14 protein-coding genes are annotated in these 13,261 nt (G+C 47.5%); 3 read left to right on the top strand and 11 right to left on the bottom strand.

Going from position 1 to position 13,261, the window contains the following annotated elements; translation table 11 throughout:
- Nucleotides 1-14: 14 nt before the first annotated feature.
- The 11 genes from ACX4JR_RS05615 to ACX4JR_RS05565 all read right to left on the bottom strand — a co-directional run bounded on the left by ACX4JR_RS05615 (nt 15) and on the right by ACX4JR_RS05565 (nt 9,528).
- Nucleotides 15-710, bottom strand: coding sequence for a DivIVA domain-containing protein (locus tag ACX4JR_RS05615; RefSeq protein ID WP_476060040.1), 696 nt, complete (start codon nt 708-710; stop codon nt 15-17).
- Nucleotides 711-793: 83 nt separating this feature from the next.
- Nucleotides 794-1,588: a YlmH family RNA-binding protein gene (locus tag ACX4JR_RS05610; RefSeq protein ID WP_476060039.1), complete on the bottom strand. Its 795-nt coding sequence runs from the start codon at nt 1,586-1,588 to the stop codon at nt 794-796.
- Nucleotides 1,589-1,601: 13 nt separating this feature from the next.
- Nucleotides 1,602-1,877 carry a YggT family protein gene (locus ACX4JR_RS05605; RefSeq protein ID WP_476060038.1) on the bottom strand — a complete coding sequence of 92 codons (276 nt, stop codon included), beginning with the start codon at nt 1,875-1,877 and terminating at the stop codon, nt 1,602-1,604.
- A 15-nt stretch (nt 1,878-1,892) separates the two neighbouring features.
- Complete coding sequence (proC, locus tag ACX4JR_RS05600) at nt 1,893-2,714, bottom strand: pyrroline-5-carboxylate reductase (RefSeq protein ID WP_476060037.1); 822 nt, start codon at nt 2,712-2,714, stop codon at nt 1,893-1,895.
- 15 nt (nt 2,715-2,729) lie between these two features.
- Nucleotides 2,730-3,161, bottom strand: a complete 432-nt coding sequence (locus ACX4JR_RS05595; RefSeq protein ID WP_476060482.1) for a cell division protein SepF — start codon at nt 3,159-3,161, stop codon at nt 2,730-2,732.
- A gap of 27 nt (nt 3,162-3,188) precedes the next feature.
- Entirely contained in the window at nt 3,189-3,881 is a 693-nt protein-coding gene (locus ACX4JR_RS05590; RefSeq protein ID WP_476060036.1) for a YggS family pyridoxal phosphate-dependent enzyme, read from the bottom strand.
- A gap of 3 nt (nt 3,882-3,884) precedes the next feature.
- Complete coding sequence (locus ACX4JR_RS05585; protein ID WP_476060035.1) at nt 3,885-4,778, bottom strand: biotin/lipoyl attachment domain-containing protein; 894 nt, start codon at nt 4,776-4,778, stop codon at nt 3,885-3,887.
- A gap of 179 nt (nt 4,779-4,957) precedes the next feature.
- Nucleotides 4,958-6,337: a two-component system histidine kinase PnpS gene (gene pnpS / locus ACX4JR_RS05580; RefSeq protein ID WP_476060034.1), complete on the bottom strand. Its 1,380-nt coding sequence runs from the start codon at nt 6,335-6,337 to the stop codon at nt 4,958-4,960.
- Complete coding sequence (locus tag ACX4JR_RS05575) at nt 6,334-7,041, bottom strand: winged helix-turn-helix domain-containing protein (protein ID WP_476060033.1); 708 nt, start codon at nt 7,039-7,041, stop codon at nt 6,334-6,336. The genes pnpS and ACX4JR_RS05575 overlap by 4 nt, the downstream gene beginning before the upstream one ends.
- 41 nt (nt 7,042-7,082) lie before the next feature.
- Nucleotides 7,083-7,901, bottom strand: a complete 819-nt coding sequence (gene pgeF, locus ACX4JR_RS05570; protein WP_476060032.1) for a peptidoglycan editing factor PgeF — start codon at nt 7,899-7,901, stop codon at nt 7,083-7,085.
- Nucleotides 7,902-7,953: 52 nt separating this feature from the next.
- Nucleotides 7,954-9,528 carry an MBL fold metallo-hydrolase RNA specificity domain-containing protein gene (locus tag ACX4JR_RS05565; RefSeq protein WP_476060031.1) on the bottom strand — a complete coding sequence of 525 codons (1,575 nt, stop codon included), beginning with the start codon at nt 9,526-9,528 and terminating at the stop codon, nt 7,954-7,956.
- A 444-nt stretch (nt 9,529-9,972) separates the two neighbouring features.
- Between ACX4JR_RS05565 and ACX4JR_RS05560 the strand changes: the two genes are divergently transcribed.
- The 3 genes from ACX4JR_RS05560 to ACX4JR_RS05550 all read left to right on the top strand — a co-directional run bounded on the left by ACX4JR_RS05560 (nt 9,973) and on the right by ACX4JR_RS05550 (nt 13,105).
- Nucleotides 9,973-10,188 carry an FmdB family zinc ribbon protein gene (locus ACX4JR_RS05560; RefSeq protein ID WP_476060030.1) on the top strand — a complete coding sequence of 72 codons (216 nt, stop codon included), beginning with the start codon at nt 9,973-9,975 and terminating at the stop codon, nt 10,186-10,188.
- Nucleotides 10,189-10,317: 129 nt separating this feature from the next.
- On the top strand, nt 10,318-11,715 hold the full coding sequence (gene trkA, locus ACX4JR_RS05555) for a Trk system potassium transporter TrkA (protein WP_476060029.1): 1,398 nt from the start codon (nt 10,318-10,320) through the stop codon (nt 11,713-11,715).
- Entirely contained in the window at nt 11,666-13,105 is a 1,440-nt protein-coding gene (locus ACX4JR_RS05550; RefSeq protein WP_476060028.1) for a TrkH family potassium uptake protein, read from the top strand. The genes trkA and ACX4JR_RS05550 overlap by 50 nt, the downstream gene beginning before the upstream one ends.
- Nucleotides 13,106-13,261: the final 156 nt, after the last annotated feature.

Below are 13,261 nucleotides of genomic sequence, written 5' to 3'. Positions count from 1 at the left end.
TGTTTTCACTCCCACTATGTACCGAAACCTTCCTGTTCTTCTCCCTGTTTCGCATTTTCCCCCTTATTCTGATCGGCAGCTCCTGCCGGATCTTGCTTGTCCACTTCTATTGTTTCAGCCGCACCGGCCTCGTTTATTTTCCCTTCAACCGAAGCCTCCTCCAAACAGGCAGCGGCGACCTCTTCCAGCGGCGCTATTGTTTCCTTTTCCTGTTTATCCAGAAGGTCAAGCTGGGCCTGTAAAAAGGAGCGGAATTTTACGCGAAATAACCTGGATTGCTTTTCCAGCCACTGGTACTCTTGGAGAATAGCCCGAACCCTTTCCTCGGCCTGGGCGGTAATTTCTTGGGCCCTTTCTTCCGCCATGCTTACAAGCCTGTCGGCCTCTTCTTCGGCCTGTTTTACCACTTCCTTCGCCTTTTGTCTGGCTTCATTGAGCAGTATTTCCGCTTCTCGCTTAGTATTTTCCCGCAGTTCTTCAGCATTCTTCTGGGCCATCACCAGGGTATCTTTAATGGTTTGCTCCATCTCCTGGTAACGGGCCACCCCCGCTTTGATATCCTCAAGTTTTTCTTTTAATCGCTGGTTTTCCAGGTATAGCCACTCGTAATCCTGGGCCAACTGGTCCAAAAACTCATCCACTTCCTCCTCGTTATATCCCCGAAAAGAACGGCGGAATTCCTTATTTTGAATATCTAAAGGCGTTAACACGGGAGTCACCTCTTTAATTCACTTTTTTGAAATTTTCTACCCGCATACGCCCTACTCCTTCCATCACGCCAAAATTCTCCTATTTACACATATCTTTTCAGTAATACCGCTATTCTTCCTTTCTTAGTACGCCCCATCACCTCAACCACTTCCGCCCTGCCTCTTCCCCGCACTGAAATTACATCCCCCTCCTTAACAGGGGCCGATTGATTGGTGCAAAGCCTCCAATTCAGGGCCACCCTTTGAACATTAACCTCTCTGGCCATTTTGCTGCGGGATATATTAAAAGCGCTGGCAGCCACCACGTCCAGCCGCAGAGAAGGCACCGTAGACCTTATCTCCTTAAACTTTGGTGGCGGGGGAGACAACCCTTCCCTTGTTATCTCCCTTACCTTAACCCTGGTCCGGCCTACCCTGCTAAGATTCATACGGATGAAATCAGTCACTTCCCGGGCCACCACCAGCCGGGCCTGGGAGTCGTCCACTATGATATCGCCTATCTTTTCCCGGCGCAAACCCAATCCCAGGAGAGAGCCCAAAAAATCACGGTGGCTCGCCCGGGAAAAATTAAAATTACCCTCGATGGCCAGGAAAGCCAAACCAGGATCTTCATCCAGCGGGTCCAGGTAATCGGGGCAAACAATTAATCTCTTTCTTTCCGCACCGGCATAGCCGCCGTCAGACGCTACTGCTATGTCCGGAATCATCTTTAAAACAGAAATTAAAAGGGCAGTATGAAAAGGATCATAAAAATCGCTTAACTGTGGTTTGTAAAAGCGAAGCACCCCTTCTGCCAGGTCCAGGCCCCTGGCCACCACTTCTTTGTCCCTGGGATCATTGACTTGGGCCAAAAGTTTGTCCCGGTCTAACAATGGCACACCACCCAGCACATTAAATTATATAACGCAATAACTCCACTACCAGCATCTCCAGAAAACGTAAAGCAAATAAAGCAAGAATAGGCGATATGTCCATCATTCCGATAGGCGGAATTAGCTGCCGAAATACCTTTAAAAAGGGTTCCGTAACTTCGTAAATAAACCTTACGGCAGGATTATAAGGAAGTTGAACCCAAGAAAGAATAATACGTATAATTATTAAAAACCAATATACTCTAAAAGCTACTTTAACAAAATCAATTATGTTAATTCCCGTGCTAATTTCCATAAGTCACCCCACACTTTATTTAAGCCCGCCGGAAAGCTCCTTGGAACGCAAGCAGGCTGCCTCCACCGCCTCCATAAAAGCCGCCCTTATCCCTGCATCTTCAAGGGCAAAAAGACCTTCTACGGTTGTTCCTCCGGGAGTAGTAACCATGTCCTTGAGCCGTGCCGGGTGTTCTCCGGTTTCTAAAATCATCCGGGCGGCACCCAGCATGGTCTTGGCGCTGAGCTTCAAGGCAATATCCCTGGGCAAGCCCATCCTTACACCCGCATCGGCCAGAGCCTCGGCAATCAGGTACATATACGCCGGACCGCTGCCGCTAAGGCCGGTAACCACATCCATAAGGTGCTCTGCAACGGAAACAACCAACCCCACTGAGGCACAGATTTCCTCTACTTTTTTTATATGCCCGGGCGAGGCATTTTTACCCCCCGCCACGGCAATAGCTCCTTCCCCGAGCAAGCAAGGAGTATTGGGCATCACCCGCACAACCGGTACGTTATCCGCCAAAAACCCCTCAATAAATTGAGTGGTAATTCCCGCGGCAATGGAGATTACCAGCTGCTCGGAACGTATTTCTTTCCCTACTTCCCCTAAAACTTCAGGTAAAATAAAAGGCTTAACAGCCAGTATCACAATGTCTGCCCGCTGCACCAGCTCAACATTATCCGTTACGGTATTAATACCCAGCTTATCCCGCAGGTGTGCCAATCTTTCCGGTTGCACGTCACTTACATAAAGCTTGTCCGCCGGTATAAGCCGGTTCTTAATAACCCCGGTCAACAGGGCCTCGGCCATAGCCCCGCCGCCCACAAAGCCCATTTTTTCAGTTAAAGACATAAATTTCCCTCCCGGCTATTGCTTCATCCAGGAAAACATGCCCTTTTCCCTCAACTGGTCTCTCAATTCATTTGATATATCCATATTGCTGGGGACAAAAAGAAATATGCCGCTCCCCACTTTTTGCATACTCCCGTTCAGCGCGTACGCCGCGCCGCTGACAAAATCCACCACTCGCCTGGCCAATTCGGCATCAGCCTGCTCCAGGTTAATTATTACAGGACACCTGTTTTTCAAATTATCCGCAATACCCTGAACTTCTTCAAAAACTTTTGGCTCCGCCACCACTACTTTGACCTGCCGCTGAGAATGTAATTTAACTACCTGTCCTTTTCTATGGAAGGAACTATAGCGCGATTCTTCCTCTTCCCGCAAAGCGTTATTCTGGACCATTTCTTCATCGTCGGCAACTTCATCAAAACCTATAAAGCCCATTACCTTATCCATCAATTTCTTCGCCACGGCCAACCCCCCTCAATATATACGAGGCCCGAATAATGCAGAACCTATGCGTACCATATTGGCGCCCTCTTCTATGGCCACCTCGAAATCATTAGTCATTCCCATGGAAAGATAATCCATTGATACGCCCGGAATTTTACCCCTTAAATTATCGGCCAGATGCCGCATTTCCCTGAATACCGGGCGAACTTCTTCAGGATCCTGCACATAGGGCGCTATGGTCATCAAACCCTTTACCCGGATTTTACCCAGCCGGGCTACATCCGTTAAAAAATCTAAAACTTCATTGCCTGCCAGCCCGAATTTAGTATCCTCACCGGCCAGGTTAACCTGAACCAAAACGGGAACAGCCACATCCTTTTTCTCCGCCCGCTTTTGAATTTCTTCAGCCAGAGACCACCGGTCCAGGGATTGAATCATACTGACTCTCCCTACAATATATTTAACCTTATTCCTTTGCAAGTGGCCTATCATATGCCACTGAATGTCCCCCGGTAATTGGGACATTTTGGGGAGCATTTCCTGAACTCTGTTTTCACCCAAAACCTTTACTCCCTGGCCTATTATCTGTCTAATTTTATCCACCTCAACGGTCTTGGTGACAGCTACCAATTGTATTTCCCCCGCACTGCGCCCGGCCCTTTTGGCAGCTTCCTGGATACGGCGTCGTACTTCCGCCAAATTAGCTATTAGCTCTCCATCCATTTTCTACCACTCCACCCTGTCGCCTTGTTTTACCCGACCGGGATTTGCTATGTAACGCATATTCTGGGTTATTATCCCGTCTCCCTGTATGACTATTTTCCCTCCTATATATCCCCGTATGGTTACAGGGACCCAATCTACAAACTGTTTTTTCACAACATACATGCCTGCTTGATTTTCTTTAAATACCAGGGCTTCCTGGGGTACGGGATACCCTTTTATTTCTTCAATAATGACGTGGATATTTACCTGCCTGAAATGCAAAATTTTATCCGGATAGCGAGAAACTTCCAGCAGCAATTCTCCATTACGTGGTTCTATCAATCTGCCGGAAATCCTTTCTCCTTCCCACAACAGGTTTAACTTTTCCCGCCGCCCTAACCGTTCAACATCAGTGTTTTTTTCCCCTTCTAATCTCAGGTACATTGTCAAAGGCTCCAGGTTGTCCACCAATTTACAAAAAGGAACGCCCTTTTCTGCTTTCTTCGTCATCTCTACCTGTTGCTTGCTCGATGTTTCTATTTTTTCAATTGTTTTCATGTCCAGCATGCCGGTGTTTTCTGGTTTAAGAACCCCCTCCAGTCCATCCACGTGAGTGCAAAGCAATCCTGCCCGGGGGCTATATACGGTAATACTGTTATTTATCCCTTTTATTCGGGCAATGGGAGACCCCGGCCTAACCCGCTCACCGTCTCTGGCCAGCATCTCTATATTTCCGGTGAGCGGAGCCCTCACGGGAATTTCATTTTTTAACAAAACAGCCACGGCAGGTATTTTTTTAACCAGTACATCTTCCTCAAATGACCTGATATCCACCAGCCGGATGGAAACCATCTGCCATATATTATTTCCGAAAAACCAAAGAACGCCGGTCAAAAATACTGTTCCCAAAATCACAGGAACCGAATGTTTCTTTTTTCTAAGCGGCACCTCTTGCTTATTTCCGGCCAGTTCACCCAAATTTATTTCACCATCCAGGGACTTTTTAAGTTTTTCATTAATTTAATTACCTCCAAAATAACGGAATTCCTTCCCTGCAGGATAATTTTGGTGGTTTATGTTAAAAATAATATCACTTACGAGCGGCCTATGGGAAAATATAAGCTAAAAACACTTCCCTTACCCACTTCACTTTTAACCTCAATACTCCCGCCCAAGGACTTAACCAAATGCTTCACTATGGCCAGGCCCAATCCCATTCCCCCCAACTCCCGGGAACGGGACTTATCCACCCGGTAAAAGCGCTCGAAAATGCGACCCAGGCTCTCCTTGGGAATTCCCGGACCGGTATCCATGACATCAATTCTAACCTTGTCCCCTGCGGAGCTGGCGCGCACGGTAACCCTTCCCCCGGGGGGAGTAAATTTTATGGCGTTGTCCACCAGGTTCATTAACACCTGGGCAAGCATATCCGCATCACCTTGAATCATAGGTAAATCATCCACAATATCATCAAATAAAACCAGGTTTTTTTCTTCCGCCTGGTTACGGAAAATAGTGATAACCCTCTCTATAACACCGGGCACGGATACCTTTTGCCAGTGATGCACCCCCTTCTGCCCCTCTATTTTGGAAAGGTCCATCAAATCGTTTATTAATTTTGTAAGCCGCTTGGTTTCCATGCTCATTATTTCCAGAAAGTATTTTGTTGTTTCCTTGTCCTCCATGGCCCCATCCAACAATGTTTCCAGAAAACCGTGAATGGAAGTTAAGGGGGTGCGTAATTCGTGGGAAACATTGGCTACAAAGTCACTGCGCATTTGTTCCAACTTTTTGCGCTCAGTAATATCCCGTAATATGGCCACAGCACCGTCCTCTTCCCGGCCCGCTCCTTCCAGGGCAGTGGCATAAACCTTGAGAGTGCGCGCCTCGGGGTATAACAACTGCACCTCCTTGGAAATGGGCCGCCGGGTTTCAAGGGCGGTAGTAAAAACATTTACCAGATCATAATTACGAATTACTTCCAATATTCCTTTGCCCTGGATGGATTCCTTATTGGTTTGCAAAATTTCCTCCACAACCGGGTTCACCAGTAAAACCCTGCCTGTTTTATCAACTGCAATCACACCATCGGCCATGCTGTCTAAAATAGCCCTGACCCGGTTTCTTTCCCTGGAAATTTCAGCAATAGTTCCTTTCAGCCTTTTAGCCATGTGATTTATACTTCGGGCCAGGTTGCCTATTTCATCATGAGAATCTATCTTAAGCTCCCTTTCCAGATTACCCCGGGCAATGTCTTCCGCAGCTTTCGTAATCTCGTTCAGCGGGCTTATCACCCGCTTATACAGCACCCAGGCCAGCCCTACGGCAAAGGGAACCGCCAGGGCCGCGGCTCCGGCAACGGTAATTTTATTTACCGCATAAAGCTCTAAAATAACTAAAAACAAGATGAGCAAAAAGAAATAACTGGCCACCGGGCGCCAGCTAATACTCATAAATATATTACGCCACTTCATTGAGGAGCCTCCTTTAAGCGATACCCCACTCCTCGAACGGTTTCAATAAAATTTGGTGAACCCGGCACCTTTTCCAATTTTTGTCTTATGTGTCGGATGTGAACATCAACGGTACGGGAATCTCCTATAAAATCATAGCCCCATATCTTCTCCAGCAAGTATTCCCTGGACAATACCTTTCCGGGCTCTTCGGCCAAAAAACGCAGCAATTCAAATTCCTTGGGGGTTAAATCAACCTTTTTGCCGTTCACCGTAACTTCAAAGCGGTCACAATCAATAACCAGCTCACCGATAACAAGTTTCGCATCCCTTGAAGCAATATCACTTTGCATGGACTGCGTACGGCGTATCCTGGCCTTCACCCGTGCTATCAATTCCCGGGGGCTGAAAGGCTTGGTTATATAATCATCGGCCCCCATCTCCAGGCCCAAAACTTTATCAACCTCTTCGGTTCTCGCACTGAGCATAATAATGGGAATTTGGCGGGTATTGGAATCACTGGACAAAGAGCGGCAAACTTCAATTCCGTCAATTCCCGGCAGCATAACATCCAGTATAATTAACTCCGGCTTTTCATTTCGGGCTTTTTCCAGCGCTTCATAGCCGTTAAAGGCCGTAATCACTTTAAAGCCTTCCCGCTCGAGATTAAATTTTATTAATTCTACAATGGATTTCTCATCGTCTACCACCAATATCTTAACCATGGGGCTTCCCCCTTTCTTCCAAAGCAAATGTCCTTTTTATTCTATTTTAACATCATTATCGCTCCCATTCTTCCCGTTTTGCCCCCCGAGAAACGATGGGAAAAAAACAGGTGATTGTGGCAGGCAGTACATAAATCCACCGTCATCACGTTTTGCGGCCTGAGCCCTGAATTCAACAGTTCATCCCTGTTAACGGCAGCCAGGTTTAACTTCCAGCGTCCTTTTCCCAAAGGCTCCACAAATTGTTGCCAGTTATCAAAGCCCGATTGCAATTTATCAACAACCTTAATATCCACCTCATAACAGCACTGCCCGATGGAAGGTCCAATAACCGCCAGGCAATCTCCAGGATGGCAATTAAAAGTGGAAGCCATTTTTTCCACTGTTTTCCGGGCAATGTGTAGAACTGTGCCCTTCCACCCTGCATGGGCCAGGGCAACTACCTTTCTCACCGGGTCCATTAAAAATACCGGAACACAGTCTGCGTAATAACTGGCCAGGGGAACGCCGGGCTGGTCAGTTACCAGGGCATCTACTCCGGGCAGGGTATCCTTTTGGGATTTAGCCCCGCGGCCCAGGTGTTCCTCCCTGATCACCTTCACCCGGCTGCCGTGGACCTGGGCCCCGGAAACCAGGTAGCCGGGATCTATTCCCAGGGCCCGGGATATCCGGGCCCTGTTTTCCAATACATATTCCGGCCTGTCTCCCACGTGCAGGCCCAGGTTCAGGCTGTCATAGGGCTCGGGACTCACCCCACCCCACCGGGTACTGAAACCATGAACCACCAGGTTTGTATCCGTAAAAATTGGAAAGGTTAAAAACAGCAAGTCGCCGCTCTTCACAAGCTCATATGCAGGCATCAAACAAACGGCCCCTTTACTTTTATAATATCATAAAACCTTCTTTTAATCTTTACCCCCGGGATGCCATGCTGCTGCTTAAGGCCTCATCCAGCACTGATTCCAGCCCTTTTAAGTGCTGCAACACCTTTGCCCGCAGATTTCTGTCAGGAGTAATGTGGAAAAACTTCTGCAGCTTGGCGGACAATGCCGCATAGGATTCCATAATCTCTCCCGCTCCCACTTCCACTTCGGGAGTCAAAGCTACTGTCTCCTGCCAGCCGGGAGCATATGCCTCGTAACCCAGGCGCACAGAAATTTGCTTTTCCATTTCGGCCAGCGCTTCCGGGGCCCCGTGAACCAGAAAAACCTTTTGGGGTCCTTTCTCAAATTGGCCCAGCCACTGCAAAAGGGCTTCCCGGTCGGCATGGGAAGAATACCCGTCTATATTCCTGATATCCGCCCTTACGGCAATCTCTTCCCCGTGAATGCGAATGGAAGAAACACCGTCCAAAAGGCGCTGCCCCTTTGTCCCCGGCGCCTGGTACCCGACAAAAAGAATGGTACACTCGGGCCTCCACAAATTATGCTTTAAGTGATGCTTTATTCTCCCCGCATCACACATGCCGCTGGCAGATAAAATTATCGCCCCGCCTTTAATGTTATTTAGGGCCATGGATTCTTCGGTAGTGCGGGAGAAGCGCAGGGCCGGCATGGTGAGAGGATCTTTCCCTGCTGCAACCAGTTCCGTAGTTTCTTTGTCGAAACACTCCGGGTGACGCTTGAATACCTCTGTGGCAGCTACCGCCATGGGGCTGTCAATATAAACGTCCATGGGCGGAATTTCCCCTGCGATATAAAGGGCGTTAATATCATAAAGTAAGTCCTGAGTGCGTTCGACGGCAAAAGCCGGTATGATAAGATTACCTCCCTTGTCATAGGTCTCTTCAATAACCGCCTTTAACTTGCTTATCCTATCTTCCTTATCCCGGTGCAACCTGTTACCGTAAGTACATTCCATAACCACATAATCCGCTTCTGTTATTATAGTGGGGTCGTTAACATATGGTTTGCCGGCCCCGCCAAGGTCGCCCGTAAAAATTATCTTAGTTTCTTTACCATTTTCATTTATTATCAATTCTATCATGGAAGAGCCCAATATGTGTCCGGCGTCTAAAAAGCGCGCACTAACCCGGGAATTTATTTCTATCGTTTCATTATAAGAAACCCGCTGGAACTCTTTCACACAGCGGTGGGCATCTTCCGCAGTATAAATGGGCTCTATGGTTTTTCGGCCGGCCCTCCTGGCCTTACGGTTTTTTCGCTCAACTTCCATTTCCTGTATGTGCCCGCTATCCGGCAGCATAACTTCACACAAATCAACAGTAGCCGCCGTTGCCAGTACCCGGCCGCGGAAACCGTGCTTAAAAAATTTAGGGATGAGACCGCTATGATCAATATGGGCATGGGTCAAAAGCAAGAAGTCAACGCTGGCGGGCTCAACGGGAAAGTTATGATAGTTGCGCTCCCTTATTGCCCGTGGCCCCTGAAACATGCCACAGTCAATCATAATTCGCGTACCGCCTACCTCCAGAAGATGACAGGAGCCGGTAACGGTCTGGGCCGCCCCTAAAAACATTAACTTCATAATTATGTCCTCCCAAAAGCATTTATTTTAAATCCCTTGCACCCATAATTCCCTCCCTTTAGTGCATTTCCCTTCTGAAATAACTAAAAAGTAAGTTTTATCCCTTGACAGCAATACACCCCAGCCAATAATCTATAGTTTGGGGGAATTTTTCCACGAAAACACTATCTTTAATAAGTAAGACTTAACTTGGAAAATTTCCCCCAAAAATTTGGGGGAGCTTTTCCACGGGAACACTATCTTTAAACAAGTAAAACTTAACTTGGAAAATTTCCCCCCAAAATTTGGGGGAATTTTCCCACGAAATTTGGGGGGAATTTTCCCACGAAAACATTATCTTTTAATAAGTAGAACTTGGCTAGGGAAAATTCCCCCAAAACACTATCTTTAATAAGTAAGACTTAACTTGGAAAATTTCCCCCAAAACCGAAGGAGTGATTCCCCGTGCCTATATATGAATTCCGCTGCCCCAAATGCGGGCATCGTTTTGAAAAGCTATGCGTCATGGGTGAAGATGGAAAAAACCTAAACTGCCCGAAATGCCACACCGCTAATCCCAACCGGATAATGTCTGCCTTCAGTGCCAAAGGTACAGAGGGTAAAACCGGCTCTGGATGTGGTACCTGTACATCGTCAAGCTGCAGCAGTTGCGGACACTAGCAAAATAATCGGGGAGGAAAGCATTTCCTCCCCGAAAAATTTATGGTTTATTGTATTGCAATCGACATGTAAGTAGCGTATACTTTTTGGGAATTAACCAATAGTTGCAACACCCTAGGGGGTGATTTCATGAAGGTAACAATAATAGGAGCCGGAAAAGTGGGATCAGAAATTGCCGGTCGGCTAAGTGAAGAAGGCCACGAAATAGTAATCATCGACCGTAATGAATCACGCTTAATCAAAATAGAGGAAAAATACGACTGTTTAACCATAAAAGGAAACGGCCCATCTTCCTTAGTTCTTAAATCACCTGCTGTCTCTGATAGCCAATTACTGGTAGCCGTTACCGATAGTGATGAAGTCAACATGATAGCTTGCATGACGGCCAAGCGTATTGGTATTCCCCGTACCATTGCCCGTATCAGGGACCCGGAATATCACCGGGAGCTGGTAATATCACAAGAAGATCTTGGAATAGACCTGGTTATTAATCCTGAACGGGCGGCTGCAGAAGAAATTGACAGGCTTTTGAGCATCGCCCTCCCGGTACACGTGGAGCCCCTTGCCCGGGGTAAAGTACAACTGGTGGACTTCACAATAGATGAAAACTTAAAGGATTTTGCCAATAAACAATTGAGCAAACTGGAATTACCCCCGTCTTGCCTGGTAATAGCCATATCCCGCAACGGCAACATGATCATTCCCGGGGGCCAGGACATTATATATCCCGGTGATACCCTTTATTTCCTGGGACTCCCCGAAAGCATAAATAACATATGTAAAAAAGGTAAAAAGAAAAGACAAAGAATACACAAAGTAATAATTTTAGGGGGCGGGCGTATAGGTTATTACCTTGCCGACAGGCTATGTTCCAGGAGTATGAAGGTCAAAATAATTGAGCAGGACGCTGATAAGTGCCGGGAACTGGCTGAGCGCCTGCCCGCCGCGCTTGTCATCCAGGGAGACGGTTCTGACCTGGAACTGTTGAAAAAAGAAGGAATCAAGGAAACCGATGCCTTTGTAACCGTAACCGGCCTGGATGAAGAAAATCTACTATTATCCCTGCTGGCAAAGCAAATGGGTGCAAAGCGGGTAATCGCCAAGGTAAGCCGTCCCGGCTATGCCCCGCTGGTTGAGCGCCTGGGCGTTGACTCTGCCATCAGCCCAAGATTAATTACCGTTGGAGAAATCTTACGGTTTATTCGGGGAGGCAGATTACTCTCCCTGGTTCTCCTTCTCAATGAACAGGCCGAGGTAGTAGAACTGATGGTTCAGCCGGGGAGTAAAATTGCCGGCAGGTATCTTAAAAAATCCAACCTGCCCAGGAGAACCCTGGTTGGAGCCATTATTCGAAATGGCAAAACTATTATTCCTCAGGGTGATGATATAATTTTAGAAGGAGACCGCCTGGTAATATTTACTATGGACCAAAATTTAAAGGCGATTGAAAACCTTTGTGGCCTGGAGGGATTGCCCCTTGAACAAAGATTTAATTCTGAAAACTTTGGGGCTGGTACTTCTCTGTGAAGCCGGAGCCATGGTCCCTTCACTTCTTATATCCCTGTATTTTGGTGAGCAAGATTATATTGCATTTTTAACCAGTATCGTCTTAATAACCTCCCTGGGATTAATACTGGTAAGAAGACCCATGGAAAGCAAGGACGTGGGTTACAGGGAAGGATTTGCCATAGCCACCTTCAGCTGGCTGCTTTTAGCGTTGTTTGGCGCCGTCCCCTTTATTCTTTCGGGGGCGGTGCCCAATTATGTTGATGCCTTTTTCGAAACCATGTCTGGATTTACCACTACAGGGGCCTCGGTCATTGCGGACGTGGAAAGCCTTTCCCACGGCATTCTTTTTTGGCGCAACCTGACCCAGTGGCTGGGCGGCATGGGCATCATCGTCCTTACCCTGGCTCTGATTCCCTCTCTGAAAATTGCAGGCATGAAATTGTTTAAGGCAGAAGTTCCCGGTCCTACCAAGGATAAAGTGTTGCCAGGGGTAATTCAAACATCCCGGCAATTATACAAGCTTTACTTGCTCATTTCCGTTGCGGAAGTATTGCTTTTAAAGGCAGCGGGGCTTTCGTGGTTTGATTCCTTTATCCATACCTTTGCTACCGTTGCCACCGGTGGGTTTTCCAATCAAAATGCAAGCATCGGAAGTTATGACAGCCCGTTGGTGGAAGTAATAATCATATTTTTTATGTTTATTGCAGGTATTAACTTTGCACTACATTACCATTCATTCAGGAGGAATTTCCAGCCCCTCCGCCAAGACAGGGAAACCAGGCTCTATGCTGGAACGGCAATAATTGCTATTACATTAATAAGTTTAAATTTGATTGCCAGTATGGATTATAGCGCCGGCACCGCTCTCCGGCAGTCAGCTTTCCAGGTGGTTTCCATTATGACCACCACCGGTTTTGCCACCGCAGATTTTGACCAGTGGCCGGCTTTCAGCAAGGCCGTTTTGGTGGGCCTGATGTTTATCGGCGGGTGTGCGGGATCCACCGCGGGCGGCATGAAACAAGCCCGGCTTTATATATTAAGCAAAAGCGTATCCCGGCAGATAATCAAGCTCATACATCCCCAGGCCGTAGTTCCAGTCCGCGTCGGCAAACACATTATAAACGATTCCATAGTAGAAAGCGTACAAACTTTCTTTTTTATTTTTTTAGGAATACATGCCGTTTCTGTAATAATACTGACTTCCATGGGGATAGACCTGGTGAGCGCCTTTTCGGCCGTAATTGCTACCCTGGGAAATGTGGGCCCGGGATTGGGTATAGTGGGGCCCACTTCCACTTACACGTCCCTTCCCATTGCCGGAAAGCTGCTGTTGTCCTTTTTAATGCTTCTCGGCCGCCTCGAACTTTATACGGTTTTGGTGGTGCTCAGCATAAGATTCTGGCGGTGACATCCTCCCCCGAATAAATTCAGGAGCATCCCGGATGGCCCGAATCATCACCTTGGCCTTAAAGAGCCTCACACTCCCCTCTCTCCCAGGGTCATGCCCCGAGAGCATCAAGCGCTCCGGCGGCGATGTTCAAAGCTCCAACCCTGTCCGCATCGG

The sequence above is a fragment of the Desulfofundulus sp. JL263-se genome (assembly GCF_056316025.1).
The sequence above is the reverse complement of the archived record's forward strand: the minus strand, read 5'-3'. Positions and strand labels throughout refer to the sequence as shown.